Genomic DNA, 15854 nt, shown 5'->3' on the forward strand with positions numbered 1-15854 from the left:
AGTGTCTCTGATCGTTTCCGACCGCTTCCGTATCGTTGTCGGTCTTGGCAAAAGTGGCATGTCCCTGGTTCGCTTCCTGGCGAAGCGGGGCGTTGCGTTTGCCGTGGCCGATACGCGGGAGAATCCCCCTGAGCTGGCGACCTTGCGTCGCGATTACCCTCAGGTGGACGTGCGTTGTGGCGAGCTGGACGTGGAGTTTCTCTGCCGGGCCGACGAGCTGTATGTCAGCCCCGGCCTGGCCCTGGCGACGCCTGCCCTGCAAGAGGCTCATGCCCGTGGCGTCAGGATGTCCGGTGATATCGACCTGTTCGCGCGTTACGCGAAGGCACCGATCATTGCAATCACCGGCTCCAATGCGAAAAGCACCGTGACCACGCTGGTCGGCGAGATGGCGAAGGCCGCAGGGAAACGTGTGGCCGTCGGCGGCAACCTTGGCATGCCAGCGCTGGATCTGCTCAATGACAATGTCGATCTGTACGTGATGGAGCTGTCCAGCTTCCAGCTCGAGACCACTGACGGGCTCAACGCCGAAGTCGCCACCGTGCTGAACGTCAGCGAAGACCACATGGATCGCTACAGCGGTCTGCCTGCTTATCATCTGGCCAAGCACCGGATTTTCCGGGGGGCCCGGCAAGTGGTGGTCAATCGTCAGGATGCACTGTCCAGGCCGCTGATCGGTGAGGGCTTGCCCTGCTGGACCTTCGGCCTCAATAAACCGGATTTCAACGGTTTTGGCCTGCGTGAAGACAACGGCGAAAAATACCTGGCCTTCCAGTTCGACAACCTGATGCCGGTCAGCGAGCTGAAAATCCGGGGCTCACACAATCAGGCGAACGCCCTGGCTGCACTGGCGCTGGGGCGTGCCGTTGGTCTTCCGTTCGCGGCCATGCTGGCCACTCTTCGCACGTTCAGCGGCCTGGAGCATCGCTGCCAGTGGGTGCGCGAGCTTGCAGGTGTGGATTACTACAACGACTCCAAGGCCACCAACGTTGGCGCTGCTCTGGCGGCTATCGAAGGTCTGGGGGCTGATATCTCCGGCAAGCTGGTGCTGATTGCCGGTGGCGACGGCAAGGGCGCAGACTTCAGTGATCTGCGTGCGGCCGTCGCTGCACATTGCCGGGCTGTGGTCCTGTTGGGACGCGATGCCGAACGTATTGCCCAGGCACTGGGCGATGCCGTGCCATTGGTTCGGGTCAATACGCTGGAAGAGTCCGTACAACGCAGCGCAGAGCTGGCCCGGGAAGGCGATGCGGTACTGCTCTCGCCAGCCTGCGCGAGCCTGGACATGTTCAAGAACTACGAAGAGCGCGGGCATCTGTTTGCCCGGGCCGTGGAGGGCTTGTCATGATCTTTGGCGTGATCAAGCCTTACCCGTCGCCGCTGATCAGCGGCCGTGGCATAGACCTCGATTTCCCGATGCTGGCCGGTTGCCTGGCACTGTTGGGGCTGGGGCTGGTGATGATCACTTCCGCTTCGTCGGAAGTGGCGGCCGTGCAGTCGGGCAATACGCTGTACATGATGACCCGGCACCTGATCTACCTGCTGATCGGCCTGGGTGCCTGTGGCGCGACGATGATGATTCCGGTCGCGACCTGGCAACGCATGGGCTGGCTGATGCTGGCCGGGGCCTTCGGTTTGCTGTTGTTGGTGCTGGTGCCCGGTATCGGGCGCGAGGTAAACGGTTCGATGCGCTGGATCGGCTTCGGTGCGTTCAACGTACAGCCGTCTGAAATCGCCAAGGTTTTCGTCGTGATCTTCCTGGCGGGCTATCTGGTTCGTCGCCAGCAAGAGGTCCGTGAAAGCTGGATGGGTTTCTTCAAGCCATTTATCGTGCTGCTGCCGATGGCGGGCCTGTTGCTGATGGAGCCTGACTTCGGTGCCACGGTTGTGATGATGGGCTCGGCTGCTGCGATGTTGTTCCTGGGTGGTGTCGGCCTGTTCCGCTACTCCTTGATGGTGGTGCTTGCAGTGGTCTCCGTGGTCGTTCTGGTACAGGCACAACCTTACCGGATGGCACGTCTGACCAACTTTACCGACCCGTGGGCCGACCAGTTCGGTTCCGGTTACCAGTTGACCCAGGCGCTGATCGCCTTCGGTCGCGGCGAATGGTTCGGCGTCGGTCTGGGCAACAGCGTCCAGAAACAGTTCTATCTGCCGGAAGCTCATACCGACTTCGTGTTCTCGGTTCTGGCCGAAGAGCTGGGTGTCGTAGGGTCTTTGCTCACGGTCGCCTTGTTCCTGTTCGTCAGTATTCGTGGCATGTACATAGGTATGTGGGCAGAAAGGGCCAAACAGTTCTTTGGTGCTTACGTTGCCTACGGTCTTTCTTTCCTGTGGATCGGCCAGTTCCTGATCAATATCGGTGTAAACGTGGGGTTGCTGCCTACCAAGGGCCTGACTCTGCCATTCCTCAGTTACGGCGGCAGTTCGTTGGTGATCTGCTGTGCCAGCCTCGGCTTGCTGCTGCGGATCGAATGGGAGTCGCGCAACAACATGGGCAGTGAGGAAACAGAATTCAAAGAGAGCGACTTCGCCGAGGAGCCGCCTTATGGACGCTAATGTGCTGATCATGGCTGGCGGGACTGGTGGTCATGTCTTCCCGGCACTGGCCTGTGCGCAGGAGTTCCAGGCGCGTGGCTACAAGGTTCACTGGCTCGGTACGCCTCGCGGTATCGAAAACGAACTGGTGCCGCAGGCCGGATTGACGCTGCACCTGATCGACGCCACCGGTTTGCGCGGCAAGGGCAAGCTGTCGTTGCTCAAGGCACCTTTCATGCTGCTCAAGGCTCTGAGGCAGGCACGCCGAATTGTGCGCGACCTGAAGCCGGTCTGTGTCGTGGGCTTTGGAGGCTATGTCACCGGTCCGGGCGGGCTGGCTGCGAAGCTGGCGGGTGTGCCTCTGATCATTCATGAGCAGAACGCCGTTGCCGGCACGGCCAACCGTAGTCTGGCGTCCTTTGCCAGCCGTATCTGCGAGGCATTTCCGGACACCTTCAGTGCGTCCGCCAAGCGTCGGACCACGGGTAACCCGGTGCGGGTCGAACTGTTTCTTGAAACACCCCGTCAGGCGTTGGCCGGACGCAAGGCGCGTCTGCTGGTCCTGGGCGGCAGCCTGGGGGCCGAACCCCTGAACAAGCTGTTGCCCGAAGCCCTGGCTCAAGTGCCTCAGGAGATTCGTCCCGAGGTGTTCCATCAGGCTGGCAAGAAACATGACGAAGTGACCGCCGAGCGCTATCGCAGTGCCGGTGTCGAGGCGCAAGTCGCGCCCTTTATCCAGAACATGGCCCAGGCATACGGCTGGGCCGATCTGGTGGTCTGTCGTGCAGGCGCATTGACCGTGAGTGAGCTGGCGGCTGCCGGCTTGCCGTCGCTGCTGATACCGCTGCCCCATGCGATCGATGACCACCAGTCCCGTAATGCTGACTATCTGGCCCGCGAAGGCGCAGCCTTCGTCATGCCGCAAGCGACAACTGGCGTAGCCGAAATGGCCGAACGTCTGAAAGAGGTTTTGATGCAACCCGAGCAATTGAACAACATGGCCCGTACCGCCCGCAGGCTGGCCCGGCCCGATGCAACCAACACTGTTGTCGATGCCTGTGTGGAGGTGGCCCATGGTTGAGAGCCAGCGTGCCATGCCGCAACCTGAAATGCGCCGCATCCGTCGTATCCACTTCGTCGGTATCGGCGGGGTCGGCATGTGCGGCATTGCCGAAGTGCTGATGAACCTCGGTTATGAAGTGTCGGGTTCGGACCTGAAGGATTCGCCTGTCACCGAGCGTCTGAAATCCTTCGGTGCACATATCTTCATTGGCCATCGTGCCGAGAATGCCGCCGAAGCCGACGTGCTGGTGGTGTCCAGCGCCGTGAACACCTCCAACCCGGAAGTGGCGACAGCGCTGGAACGTCGTATTCCTGTGGTGCCACGTGCCGAGATGCTGGCCGAGCTGATGCGCTATCGCCATGGCATCGCCGTTGCGGGTACCCATGGCAAGACCACCACCACCAGCCTGATCGCCTCCGTGTTTGCGGCCGGTGGCCTGGACCCGACGTTCGTGATCGGTGGCCGTCTCAACGCTGCCGGTACCAACGCGCAACTGGGCACCAGCCGTTACCTGATCGCCGAAGCCGATGAAAGCGACGCCAGCTTCCTGCACCTGCAGCCGCTGGTCGCTGTCGTCACCAACATCGACGCCGATCACATGGCCACCTATGAAGGCGACTTCAACAAGCTGAAGAAAACCTTCGTCGAATTCCTGCACAACCTGCCGTTCTACGGTCTGGCCGTGATGTGTATCGACGATCCGGTGGTGCGTGAAATCCTGCCGCTGGTCAAGCGTCCGACCATGACCTATGGCTTCAACGAATCGGCCGACGTGCGTGCGATCAATGTGCGTCAGGACGGCATGCAGACCTTCTTCACCGTTCTGCGTCGTGACCGTGAGCCGCTGGACGTGTCCGTGAACATGCCGGGCAACCACAACGTGCTCAACTCGCTGGCAACCATCGCCATCGCCACGGACGAAGGCATCAGCGATGAGGCCATCGTTCAGGGCCTGTCTGGCTTCCAGGGCGTGGGACGTCGCTTCCAGGTCTATGGTGAGCTGCCGGTCGAAGGTGGCAACGTGATGCTGGTCGACGACTACGGTCACCACCCGCGTGAAGTCGCTGCCGTCATCAACGCCGTGCGTGGCGGCTGGCCGGATCGCCGTCTGGTCATGGTCTATCAGCCGCACCGTTTCAGCCGCACCCGTGACCTGTACGACGATTTCGTGCAGGTGCTGGCCGACGCCAATGTACTGCTGCTGATGGAAGTCTATCCGGCAGGCGAAGAGCCGATCCCGGGTGCGGACAGTCGCAACCTGTGTCACAGCATTCGTCAGCGCGGGCAACTGGACCCGATCTACATCGAGCGTGGTGCCGAGCTGGCACCGCTGGTCAAACCGCTGCTGCGCGCCGGCGACATTCTGCTGTGTCAGGGTGCCGGTGACATCGGTGGCCTGGCCCCGCAACTGCTCAAGAGCCCGCTGTTCGCTGGCGCCGTTGCAGCCCCGACCGAAGGGAAGCTCAAATGACAGCGACTTCGCAATCTTCCCTGCGCTCGACACTTGAGCCGAAAAGCTTCGGCCGCGTTGCCGTGCTCTTCGGTGGCAAGAGCGCTGAGCGGGAGGTTTCGTTGAAGTCGGGACGTGCGGTGCTGGAAGCATTGCTCGACGCCGGTGTGGATGCATTCGGCATCGATGTCGGCGATGACTTCCTGCAACGCCTGGTCAGCGAAAGGATCGATCGTGCCTTTATCGTGCTGCATGGCCGTGGCGGTGAAGACGGCACGATGCAGGGCCTGCTGGAGTGCCTGGGCATTCCTTACACCGGCAGCGGTGTGCTGGCTTCTGCGCTGGCAATGGACAAGCTGCGCACCAAGCAGGTCTGGCAGAGCCTGGGTCTTTCGACGCCACGGCATGCCGTCCTGTGCAGTGAGGCCGATTGTATTTCTGCGGCGACGGAACTGGGCTTCCCTTTGATCGTCAAACCGGCCCATGAAGGTTCAAGTATCGGTATGGCGAAGGTGACCGGCGTCGACGAATTGATCGCCGCATGGAAAGCAGCCAGTACCTACGATTCGCAAGTGTTGGTCGAGCAATGGATCCAGGGTCCGGAGTTCACGGTCGCGTGCCTGCGTGGCCAGGTGTTGCCGCCCATAGGCCTGGGCACTCCTCACAGTTTCTACGATTACGATGCCAAGTACCTGGCTTCCGATACCCAGTACCGGATTCCGTGTGGGCTCAGTGATGCCCGGGAACAGGAACTCAAGCAACTGACAGCCAGCGCTTGCGAGGCCATCGGCATCGCCGGCTGGGCCCGCACGGATGTCATGCAGGATGCCGAGGGCAAATTCTGGCTGCTGGAAGTCAACACCGTGCCCGGCATGACCGATCACAGTCTGGTGCCCATGGCCGCTCGTGCGGCCGGGCTGGACTTCCAGCAACTGGTGTTGGCGATTCTGGCCGACAGCGTTCAGGTGAGAGGTTAAGCATGTACGGCGCATCGGCACGTCATCAGCCACCTGCTCCTGGTCGCAAGCCAGTGCCGCGTGGTGCCAGTCGAATGGTGGCCAAGGAACCCCTGTCGTCGCGGCTGCCCAAGCCAGGCTTCGGTTTCCTGAAAAGCCTGTTCTGGCCGGTGCTGCTGGTGGTTCTGGGGTTCGGCACCTATGAAGGCGCGCAACGCCTGTTGCCGTATGTCGACCGTCCGATCACCCGGATCAACGTGCAGGGCGACTTGAGTTACATCAGCCAGCAAGCGGTGCAGCAGCGAATCGCTCCGTATGTGGCGGCCAGCTTCTTCACCATCGATCTGGCCGGCATGCGTACCGAACTGGAGCAGATGCCCTGGATCGCCCATGCCGAAGTTCGGCGTGTGTGGCCCGATCAGGTGGTGATCCGCCTGGAAGAGCAACTGCCGGTCGCACGCTGGGGGGATGAGGCGTTGTTGAACAACCAGGGTCAGGCCTTCACGCCGCGTGAGCTGTCCAATTATGAACACCTTCCCCAGTTGTTCGGCCCGCAGCGGGCTCAGCAGCAGGTGATGCAGCAGTACCAGGTGTTGAGCCAGATGTTGCGCCCCATGGGGTTCTCCATCGCACGCCTGGAGTTACGTGAGCGTGGCAGTTGGTTCCTGACCACCGGTGCCGGCAGTGCCGGTCCGGGTATCGAGTTGTTGCTGGGACGCGATCACCTTGTGGAAAAAATGCGCCGCTTCATCGCGATTTACGACAGAACGCTTAAAGAACAAATCACGAATATTGCGCGCATCGATCTGCGTTACGCCAACGGCCTTGCGGTCGGATGGCGTGAGCAGGTAGCGCCGACGGTGGATAAACCCGCCGTCGCGAAGAATTGATAAGAGGCTGGACCATGGCAAATGTGCAAAGCGGCAAAATGATCGTCGGGCTGGATATCGGTACCTCCAAGGTGGTGGCGCTGGTAGGCGAAGTCGCGGCCGATGGCTCGCTGGAAATCGTGGGTATCGGTACCCATCCATCCCGTGGCCTGAAGAAGGGCGTGGTGGTGAATATCGAGTCGACCGTGCAATCGATCCAGCGCGCGGTCGAAGAGGCACAGTTGATGGCTGGCTGCCGCATTCACTCGGCATTCGTCGGTGTGGCGGGCAATCACATCCGCAGCCTGAACTCCCACGGCATTGTTGCGATTCGCGATCGTGAAGTCAGCTCTGCGGACCTGGAGCGGGTTCTCGACGCCGCACAGGCCGTTGCGATTCCTGCGGACCAGCGTGTGTTGCACACCTTGCCCCAGGACTACGTGATCGATAACCAGGAAGGCGTGCGCGAGCCTCTGGGCATGTCCGGCGTTCGCCTGGAAGCCAAGGTGCATGTGGTGACCTGCGCGGTGAATGCCGCCCAGAACATCGAGAAGTGCGTCCGTCGCTGCGGCCTGGAAGTGGATGACATCATTCTCGAACAACTGGCGTCTGCCTATTCGGTCCTGACCGATGACGAGAAGGAACTGGGCGTCTGTCTGGTGGACATCGGTGGCGGCACCACGGATATCGCGATCTTCACGGAAGGCGCCATTCGTCACACCGCCGTGATCCCGATCGCGGGCGATCAGGTCACCAACGACATCGCCATGGCATTGCGTACACCGACCCAGTACGCCGAAGAAATCAAGATTCGTTATGCCTGCGCCCTGGCCAAACTGGCCGGTGCAGGGGAAACCATCAAAGTACCGAGCGTGGGCGACCGTCCACCTCGCGAGCTGTCGCGTCAGGCCCTGGCCGAAGTGGTCGAACCTCGTTACGACGAGCTGTTCACCCTGATCCAGGCCGAATTGCGCCGCAGCGGTTATGAAGACCTGATCCCGGCCGGCATCGTGCTGACCGGCGGTACCTCGAAAATGGAAGGCGCGGTCGAACTGGCCGAGGAAATCTTCCACATGCCGGTACGCCTTGGCGTGCCGCATAGCATCAAGGGGCTCGCTGATGTCGTGCGCAACCCGATCTACTCGACAGGCGTCGGCCTGTTGCAGTACGGGCTGCAAAAACAGTCGGACGGCATTTCGCTGTCCGGTCTGGGCAACAGCAGCAGCTACGGCGATGAACCCAAGGCTCCTGTGCTTGAGCGACTCAAGCGTTGGGTCCAGGGCAATTTCTGAGTTTCAAGGCTTCAAAAGTGGTAGCGGCAGGTAGTAGGCAGAAACAACTAGAGAACTGAAGGAGAGGGAAAATGTTCGAACTCGTAGACAACGTCCCGCAGAGCCCGGTAATCAAGGTTATCGGCGTGGGTGGTGGTGGTGGAAACGCTGTCAATCACATGGTCAAGAGCAACATCGAAGGCGTGGAGTTCATCTGTGCCAACACTGATGCTCAGGCACTGAAAAACATCGGTGCCCGTACCATTCTGCAACTGGGTACCGGTGTGACCAAAGGTCTTGGCGCTGGCGCCAACCCTGAAGTCGGTCGTCAGGCAGCACTGGAAGACCGTGAGCGCATTGCAGAAGTCCTGCAAGGCACCAACATGGTGTTCATCACCACTGGCATGGGCGGCGGTACCGGTACCGGTGCAGCGCCGATCATTGCTGAAGTGGCCAAGGAACTGGGTATCCTGACCGTTGCGGTCGTGACCCGTCCGTTCCCGTTCGAAGGCCGCAAGCGCATGCAGATCGCCGATGAAGGCATCCGTATGCTGTCTGAAAGCGTCGACTCGTTGATTACCATCCCCAACGAGAAGCTGCTGACCATCCTGGGTAAAGACGCCAGCCTGCTGTCGGCTTTTGCCAAGGCTGACGATGTTCTGGCCGGTGCCGTTCGCGGTATCTCCGACATCATCAAACGTCCGGGCATGATCAACGTCGACTTCGCCGACGTCCGTACCGTGATGAGCGAAATGGGCATGGCCATGATGGGTACCGGCTGCGCAAGCGGTCCGAATCGTGCGCGTGAAGCGACCGAAGCGGCCATTCGCAACCCGCTGCTCGAAGACGTGAACCTGCAAGGCGCACGCGGCATTCTGGTCAACATCACCGCCGGTCCTGACCTGTCTCTGGGTGAGTACTCCGACGTGGGTAGCATCATCGAAGCGTTCGCTTCCGAGCACGCCATGGTCAAGGTCGGTACTGTCATCGATCCGGACATGCGTGACGAGTTGCACGTGACCGTGGTTGCCACTGGCCTGGGCGCGAAAATCGAGAAACCTGTGAAGGTGATCGACAACACCCTGCAAGCCGTTCAGCAGGCTGCGGCTCAACCGGCTGCTGCTGCCCGTCAGGAAGCGCCATCGGTGAACTACCGTGATCTGGACCGTCCGACCGTCATGCGTAACCAGGCTCACGCCAGCGCGACCGCAGCGGCCAAGATGAACCCTAACGATGACCTTGATTACCTGGACATCCCGGCTTTCCTGCGTCGTCAGGCCGATTGATGAAATGTATCAGGGGTATTAGGGTGATTGGTGTTCAGCAAAGGCATGGTCTGCTATCATCGCCAGCCTTTGTTGATACCAGTTCGCAACTTGCGCTGAAGCGGCCATGCCATGATTAAACAACGCACCCTGAAAAATATTATCCGTGCCACAGGTGTCGGCCTGCATTCCGGGGAAAAGGTTTACCTGACCCTGAAGCCTGCGCCTGTGAATACCGGCATCGTGTTTTGCCGAGCCGACCTGGACCCTGTCGTGCACATTCCTGCGCGAGCGGAAAATGTCGGAGACACCACGCTGTCGACCACTCTGGTCAATGGCGACGTCAAGGTCGATACGGTAGAACATTTGCTCTCGGCCATGGCTGGCCTGGGCATCGATAACGCCTACGTCGAGCTCTCTGCCTCCGAAGTTCCAATCATGGACGGCAGCGCAGGCCCTTTCGTATTCCTGATTCAATCGGCAGGCCTCGAGGAACAGGAGGAGCCGAAGCAATTCATCCGTATCCTGCGTGAGGTGACAGTGGAAGAGGGCGGTAAACGCGCTACTTTCGTGCCTTTCGAGGGGTTCAAGGTCAGTTTCGAGATCGATTTCGATCACCCGGTCTTCCGCGACCGCACCCAGAGTGCAAGCGTGGACTTTTCCAGCACTTCCTTCGTGAAGGAAGTCAGCCGTGCACGAACCTTCGGGTTCATGAGTGACATCGAGTACCTGCGCAAGCACAACCTCGCACTCGGCGGCAGTGTGGAAAACGCCATCGTTGTCGACAAGGAAGGTGTATTGAACGAAGACGGCCTGCGGTATGAGGACGAATTCGTCAAACATAAAATCCTGGACGCCATTGGTGACCTCTACCTGCTGGGCAATAGCCTGATCGGTGAGTTCCGTGGCTTCAAATCAGGGCATGCACTGAACAATCGTCTGCTGCGCACGTTGATCGAGCAACCGGACGCCTGGGAAGTCGTGACCTTTGAGGATGCCAGTACGGCACCTATTTCTTACATGCGTCCTGTCGCGGCCGTGTAAGCAAGCTTTACTCTCTTTCCTTTTTGTTTCTTTAAAGGCTGCCTTCGGGCGGCCTTTTTTTATGCCGTGCGCAACGCGAGGGCGCAGTTATTTCAGAGAGTCAAACGGTCATGTTTTCGGCATTTTTTTGACGACTTTTATCGATCTTTTACCAGTCGTCGTCCTCTTTAAAGAAAGGTTGGCGTACGCCGATGGGGATCTCATAGGGCATATACACCGGATCTAATTTGAACGGTTGTACAGGGATGTGGCCTGTCACCTATCTGCGAGCGTTCGCAGATCCGTTTTCTCCAGAGATCGTTAATCATGTCTAAATCCCTGAGGCTACAAATTCTTGGCCTGCTCGGGGGCAGCCTTGCGCTGCTGCTTGTCATTGCGTTGTCTTGCTTTCATTTCCTGTCCGATAACGTGCAGTCGTATCGCAGTCTCCTTGACGGCCCTTTAAAGGCTTCACAACTGGTTGACGAAGCCAATCTGCAGTTCAAGGTCCAGGTCCAGGAATGGAAAAACGTACTGTTGCGTGGCAAGACGCCAGCAGAGCGCGACAAGTTCTGGGCCCAGTTCGAAGAGCAGGAGCGCAAGGTGCAAAGCACGTTGGGCCAACTTGCCGACATGAAAGGAACCGACGCTTCGCTGAAAAGCCAGGTGCAAGCCTTGCAACAAGAACACCGTACGCTGGGCTCCGCCTACCGTACCGGGCGCGAGGCGTTCATCGCTGCGGGGGGCGAGGCCTCTGCTGGCGATATGGCCGTCAAGGGTGTAGACCGTCCGACCAGCGAGCAGATGGCCACTCTGGTCGATCAATTGCACAAGTCCAGCGACGCCCAGTCGATTGCGATCAGCAACGCGGCTGACCGGACCATTCTGATTGGCGCTACCGTGATGCTGAGCTCTGCTTTGCTGGTGGGGCTGCTGGCGTTGTGGATGATCAACCGCAATCTGATTACCCCGATCCGCATGCTTATCGACTACGTGGCGCAACTGAGTGAAGGCAAGTTTGCTGCGCGAGTCGACGTGAAACGTCAGGACGAACTGGGCCGTCTGGCCGTCGCGGCCAATACCTTGCGCGACTTTCTGGCGGAGACCTTCAATCGCCTGAAACGCAGCACCACCGATCTGGATACCGCTGGCAGTGAGTTGAATGCCATTGCGGCACTGATGGCTGAAGGTACTCATGAGCAGTTCGAGCGTACCGATCAGGTCGCCACGGCCATGACTGAAATGTCAGCCACCGCCCAGGAAGTTGCGCGACACGCGGCGGACGCGGCGCATGCGGCAGATGAAGCGGATCACAATGCGCAGGATGGCGAAAAGGTCATGCAGTCGACCATCGCCACCATTACCCGGATGCGTAACGAAATTGCATCCACCGCCAACGTTATTCGGCAACTGGAAACAGACAGTGGCCGGATCGGGAAGGTGCTTGAAGTGATTCGCGGTATCGCCGAGCAGACCAACCTGCTGGCGCTTAATGCGGCCATTGAGGCCGCACGTGCAGGCGATGCCGGACGTGGTTTTGCAGTGGTGGCCGACGAGGTACGCACGTTGGCGCAACGTACTGCTGTGTCCACGGCCGAGATCAATCAGATCATCAGTTCAGTACAGACCGGCGCGACGGATGCTGTGCAGGCCATTCAGGGCGGACAGGCGCGCAGCGAAGAGAGCGTCGAACAGGTCACCCATGCCGGTGCCACTCTGCAGCGCATCACCGTGGCCGTGGAAAACATTCGGGACATGAACCGCCAGATCGCCACCGCCGCTGAAGAGCAGACTTCAGTGGCTGAGGATATCTCACGCAATCTGACTGAAATTACCGCCATCGCCGTGACCAACCAGGACAACGTCAAGCGTACTCAAGGGGCCAGTCATGACCTGCACGAGCTTTCCGTGGGGCTTAATGACGTCATCTCGCGCTTGAGCGCATAAGCCTTTCACCCTGGCTCGCATAAGGCACCGCCGGGTTTTCGTGGGCAAAAAAGAAGCGGCTCTGTGTGAGCCGCCTCTTTCAGTCAAAAGCCATCAATGGTGACTGCCACTGCCCAGGTTGCCGCCATTGCCATCCGGCATGCTGATGTTGACGTTCTGCATCATGCCTTGATCTTCATGATCGAGGATGTGGCAGTGCAACACGAACTCACCGATGTAGCGCTGGTAGCGGGTGCGGACGTAGATCTTGTAGAGCCCTTCGGTGTTGGTCACCGGGTCGAAGTTCGGATCATCACTGCTGGGGCCTTTGACAAACAGGGTGTCCTTCCAGACCCCTTTGAGGCCGGCATACTGAGTGTCGTTGTTATCGGTTTTATCCACAGCACCCGGCTCACTGAGATCCGTGCCATCCGGACCAATGATCTTCTCGATCTGGAACGGGTTGACGTGGATGTGGAACGGGTGGCTGACGTAAGCCGATTGCAGGGTCCAGGTTTCTGCGGTGCCCAGTGTCAACTGACGGTTGATAACGTCGGGTTCATAAGGCACTGCGTCCTTTGCCGTGGTCCCGACTGCAAATTTGACGTTCTTCTTGTCGGTGGCGTTGAGCATGAACACCAGATTCTGCTCAAGATTGCCGCTCTTCTTGAGCTCCTCATCGGAGATGCTTTGATGAGGAATGAACCTGGTCAGCTTCAGGCCGTTCTCAAGGTCAGCGATGACCTGTTTCTGGACGTTCGCTGGCATGTTCCGCTTGGCCGCCGCCACGAGTTCGGTGGTGAGTCTGGCCTTGATGTCTTTCACGGCAGGACCTGCGCCTACATCAACGAAGCCGAGCAGTTGTGTGCTGCCAGTGGTCTGGTTGACGCTCCCGGCCTTGGTTTCAGGCTTGTCCACCAGGCAGTAGCGCCCTGGCTCGGGGAACATCACCAGCAGGTCATTGCGATAGCCCGGCTGCAAGGTGACCTGGTTGAGTTGCTGAGCCTTGTCCATGGTAAGGCCGTCAGACGCGATGACTTGAAACGGTACGGGCTCACCAATGCACTGCTTGGCAACGAAGCTCTCAGAGTCGGCGGCGCTGATACCTTCCTGGCTGAGTTGGCGTCCGGTCTCGGCCATCTTGCGGAACTGCGGCACGATGGTGTCGCGAATGCCCGCATGCACCAGTCTCCAGCGTTCGACCGCTCCGCTGCTGGCGGAAAAGATCGGTTGAACCTTGCCGTTGATCGTGGTGTAACGACCTGAGTTCTGCCAGTCCGAAGGGCCAAACTGGCCTTCATAACTTTCGACGATTCCCGTCTGGCCTTTGGCGCAATTCCAGTTATAGGTCTTGCCGCCATCCTCGGTGCAGGCATAAGGAATCTGTTGCAGCACCAGCAGACGTTCGGTGAACGCCTTGCCATCGACCCCCTTGAGCAAGGTGTCGATATCACCGTTGGTGTCGGGCGTCGGTTTGCGATCGCCATGGATCACCAGGGCTCCCGCCATGCCGCTGCCGACCTGCAGGGCCGTGGAGCCGTGCCGATGAGGGTGATACCAGAAGGTCCCGGCCGGGTGATCTTCCGGGATGTTGTATTCGTACTGGAAGCTGACGCCGGGGTTGATCGACAGCAAGACGTTATCGCTGTTACCGGTCGGGCTGACCCACAGGCCATGGGAGTGCAGGTTGGTGCCGTTGAAGCAGTGTGGCTTGTCGACCTTGGCGTGGGAATCCGTGCAGCTTGGATCTTTCGGCAGATTGTTGTTCAGCGTTACCCGAACGGTATCGCCCGGCGTCGCGTTGATCGTCGGTGCTACGAAAGGCGTGTGCGGGTTGACGTCCGTGCCGGTATAGCTGCGCAGCTTGACCTGGTCGTAGCTCTTGGTCGTCGGGTTATAGATGCGATTGGTGGTGTAGCCGATATTCAGGATCAATTGCCGTTCTTTGCCCGCCCGAGGCGCCGGCTCGGACAGTTTCTTGGTGACGGCCTTTTCCATGCCGGAGCGCATCAACAAGGTCGCCTGCCCGACAGCCTGGCTTGGTGCTTCCTGTTGCAGGTCAGGCGGGTTGCTGAAACTGCGGGCATCCTCTTGCGCCATCGCTGGCAACGCACTGCACGCCACGATCATGGCAATCGCGCCACGCAAACGATAACTGCTCACTTCCGGGACCTTGGCCCCCAAACAAGACGCTTCCAGTCTGGCCATATAAATCTCCCTGATTTCAAATGATCCCAAAGGGACAACAAGAGTCGGTATGCCGTTGAGGCTGAATGATGATAGCCAAACAATGGCAATCGGAAGCCGGGAAAGAAAAATTAATCACTACAACGTTCTTTATTCATTCTTGAGCGTTTGAGGCGGCCATTTTTGCGTAGAGGTAAAGGGGGAACCGATCATTAAAGCTGCCACGAACCTGCAACATTGTCGGTGTTGACTGGCGCCTTGCGTGGAGAACCCAAGGCTGAACGATGACGAAAAACCGACAACAAGGGGCGGCATTGCTGATGGTGCTGGTCGCCTTGGCCATGCTTGCCGCCGGGATGGCCTGGATGGTCGAGCAAGGGCGGCAAGAGGTGGACAGCGTCCGTTTGTTGCAGCAGCGGGTTCAGGCGCGATCCATCGAAAAAGCAGCCCTGGCGTTTGCCGAGCAGGCGCTCAAGGACCCGGTGTGGCGTGCGAGCCCTTTGTTTTGGCAGGCCTTGCGCGGCCAGCCCTTGAGCTATGACTTCAAGGGCGGCAAGGCGAGCATTCGTATCGTCGATCTGCACCGGTGTTTCAACGTCAACAGTCTGATTGGCGTGGAGGCCGAGCGTGCGCAAAAGCAGCTGGTTCATCTGTTGGGAGCCGATATGGCGGCTGAGCGTCTGGCTCAAGGTTTGACTGACTGGATCGATGCCGATCATCAGAGCCGTCTGCACGGCGCTGAAAACAACGAATACCTGCGTCTCTCTCCGCCACGTCTGGCGGCCAATCAATTAATGGTCGATACCAGTGAGTTGAACCTGCTGCTGCCCGCCGACAGGCAGCGCGAACAACGCTATCGACAATTGTGTGCCCTGCCGGAAACCACGGGCTGGCGCCTGAATGCCAATGCCCTGAGCCTCAGTGAACTGCCCTTGCTGGAGGCTTTGTTCGAGGGAAAGATCGAGCGTTCGCAGCTGACCCGGTTGATCAGTGGCCGACCGGCCGGAGGCTATCTCGATGCCAGCGCCTTGCGTCAGGCCATGGGGGCCATGGACGACGAAGCCTTCGCACAATTGAGCGAAGGGTTGCAGCTCAACGGCGATCACTTTCTGTTGCAGATTGAGGTGAGTCTGGATGGGCAGGTCTTTCTCAGTCAATACCGGGTCGAGGCCTTGGGTATCGTGAAATGGCACAGCCGTGTGCCGGCCCAGGAGATGGTGGTGCGGGAGCGTAAGGTGGGGGAGGGGAGCAGGCTGTAAGCGGCAAGCTACAAGCTACAAGCTACAAGCTACAAGCCAGAGCCTGT

At 59.3% G+C, this 15854-nt stretch carries 12 protein-coding genes; 11 read left to right on the forward strand and 1 reads right to left on the reverse strand.

Annotated features, from left to right (window positions below):
- Position 1: 1 nt before the first annotated feature.
- The 10 genes from murD to ACIPY9_RS05315 all read left to right on the forward strand — a co-directional run bounded on the left by murD (position 2) and on the right by ACIPY9_RS05315 (position 12382).
- Positions 2-1348, forward strand: a complete 1347-nt coding sequence (gene murD / locus ACIPY9_RS05270; protein ID WP_400697664.1) for a UDP-N-acetylmuramoyl-L-alanine--D-glutamate ligase — start codon at positions 2-4, stop codon at positions 1346-1348.
- The gene (gene ftsW / locus ACIPY9_RS05275; protein WP_400697667.1) at positions 1345-2559 is read left to right on the forward strand and encodes a putative lipid II flippase FtsW; all 1215 of its coding nucleotides are present in this window, start codon (positions 1345-1347) and stop codon (positions 2557-2559) included. The genes murD and ftsW overlap by 4 nt, the downstream gene beginning before the upstream one ends.
- On the forward strand, positions 2549-3619 hold the full coding sequence (murG, locus tag ACIPY9_RS05280; RefSeq protein WP_400697669.1) for an undecaprenyldiphospho-muramoylpentapeptide beta-N-acetylglucosaminyltransferase: 1071 nt from the start codon (positions 2549-2551) through the stop codon (positions 3617-3619). Before ftsW ends, murG begins: the two co-directional genes overlap by 11 nt.
- Positions 3612-5072 carry a UDP-N-acetylmuramate--L-alanine ligase gene (gene murC / locus ACIPY9_RS05285; RefSeq protein ID WP_400697672.1) on the forward strand — a complete coding sequence of 487 codons (1461 nt, stop codon included), beginning with the start codon at positions 3612-3614 and terminating at the stop codon, positions 5070-5072. Before murG ends, murC begins: the two co-directional genes overlap by 8 nt.
- Positions 5069-6028 (forward strand): D-alanine--D-alanine ligase, encoded by a 960-nt coding sequence (locus ACIPY9_RS05290; protein ID WP_400697674.1) that lies wholly within the window; start codon positions 5069-5071, stop codon positions 6026-6028. Before murC ends, ACIPY9_RS05290 begins: the two co-directional genes overlap by 4 nt.
- A gap of 2 nt (positions 6029-6030) precedes the next feature.
- Entirely contained in the window at positions 6031-6897 is an 867-nt protein-coding gene (locus ACIPY9_RS05295; RefSeq protein ID WP_400697677.1) for a cell division protein FtsQ/DivIB, read from the forward strand.
- A 14-nt stretch (positions 6898-6911) separates the two neighbouring features.
- Positions 6912-8168 carry a cell division protein FtsA gene (gene ftsA, locus ACIPY9_RS05300; protein ID WP_400697680.1) on the forward strand — a complete coding sequence of 419 codons (1257 nt, stop codon included), beginning with the start codon at positions 6912-6914 and terminating at the stop codon, positions 8166-8168.
- A gap of 71 nt (positions 8169-8239) precedes the next feature.
- Positions 8240-9433: a cell division protein FtsZ gene (ftsZ, locus tag ACIPY9_RS05305; protein WP_400697682.1), complete on the forward strand. Its 1194-nt coding sequence runs from the start codon at positions 8240-8242 to the stop codon at positions 9431-9433.
- A 111-nt stretch (positions 9434-9544) separates the two neighbouring features.
- Entirely contained in the window at positions 9545-10456 is a 912-nt protein-coding gene (lpxC, locus tag ACIPY9_RS05310) for a UDP-3-O-acyl-N-acetylglucosamine deacetylase (protein WP_400697684.1), read from the forward strand.
- 306 nt (positions 10457-10762) lie between these two features.
- Positions 10763-12382 (forward strand): methyl-accepting chemotaxis protein, encoded by a 1620-nt coding sequence (locus ACIPY9_RS05315; RefSeq protein WP_400697687.1) that lies wholly within the window; start codon positions 10763-10765, stop codon positions 12380-12382.
- 93 nt (positions 12383-12475) lie between these two features.
- Here ACIPY9_RS05315 and ACIPY9_RS05320 read toward each other — a convergent pair whose 3' ends face one another.
- Positions 12476-14569, reverse strand: a complete 2094-nt coding sequence (locus ACIPY9_RS05320; RefSeq protein WP_400697689.1) for a multicopper oxidase family protein — start codon at positions 14567-14569, stop codon at positions 12476-12478.
- 263 nt (positions 14570-14832) lie between these two features.
- On the opposite strand from ACIPY9_RS05320, the gene gspK reads away from it, so the two are divergent.
- Positions 14833-15807 carry a type II secretion system minor pseudopilin GspK gene (gene gspK / locus ACIPY9_RS05325; protein WP_400697692.1) on the forward strand — a complete coding sequence of 325 codons (975 nt, stop codon included), beginning with the start codon at positions 14833-14835 and terminating at the stop codon, positions 15805-15807.
- The last annotated feature ends 47 nt before the right edge of the window (positions 15808-15854 follow it).

The sequence above is a fragment of the Pseudomonas sp. NPDC089734 genome, assembly GCF_044748865.1.
GTDB lineage: Bacteria > Pseudomonadota > Gammaproteobacteria > Pseudomonadales > Pseudomonadaceae > Aquipseudomonas.

Coding starts and splice junctions, on each gene's coding strand:
- ACIPY9_RS05320 (WP_400697689.1), bottom strand. CDS start 14,569: ATGGCCAGACTGGAAGCGTCTTGTTTGGGGGCCAAGGTCCCGGAAGTG.
- lpxC (WP_400697684.1), top strand. CDS start 9,545: ATGATTAAACAACGCACCCTGAAAAATATTATCCGTGCCACAGGTGTC.
- ftsZ (WP_400697682.1), top strand. CDS start 8,240: ATGTTCGAACTCGTAGACAACGTCCCGCAGAGCCCGGTAATCAAGGTT.
- murC (WP_400697672.1), top strand. CDS start 3,612: ATGGTTGAGAGCCAGCGTGCCATGCCGCAACCTGAAATGCGCCGCATC.
- ACIPY9_RS05290 (WP_400697674.1), top strand. CDS start 5,069: ATGACAGCGACTTCGCAATCTTCCCTGCGCTCGACACTTGAGCCGAAA.
- ftsW (WP_400697667.1), top strand. CDS start 1,345: ATGATCTTTGGCGTGATCAAGCCTTACCCGTCGCCGCTGATCAGCGGC.
- ACIPY9_RS05315 (WP_400697687.1), top strand. CDS start 10,763: ATGTCTAAATCCCTGAGGCTACAAATTCTTGGCCTGCTCGGGGGCAGC.
- ftsA (WP_400697680.1), top strand. CDS start 6,912: ATGGCAAATGTGCAAAGCGGCAAAATGATCGTCGGGCTGGATATCGGT.
- murG (WP_400697669.1), top strand. CDS start 2,549: ATGGACGCTAATGTGCTGATCATGGCTGGCGGGACTGGTGGTCATGTC.
- ACIPY9_RS05295 (WP_400697677.1), top strand. CDS start 6,031: ATGTACGGCGCATCGGCACGTCATCAGCCACCTGCTCCTGGTCGCAAG.
- gspK (WP_400697692.1), top strand. CDS start 14,833: ATGACGAAAAACCGACAACAAGGGGCGGCATTGCTGATGGTGCTGGTC.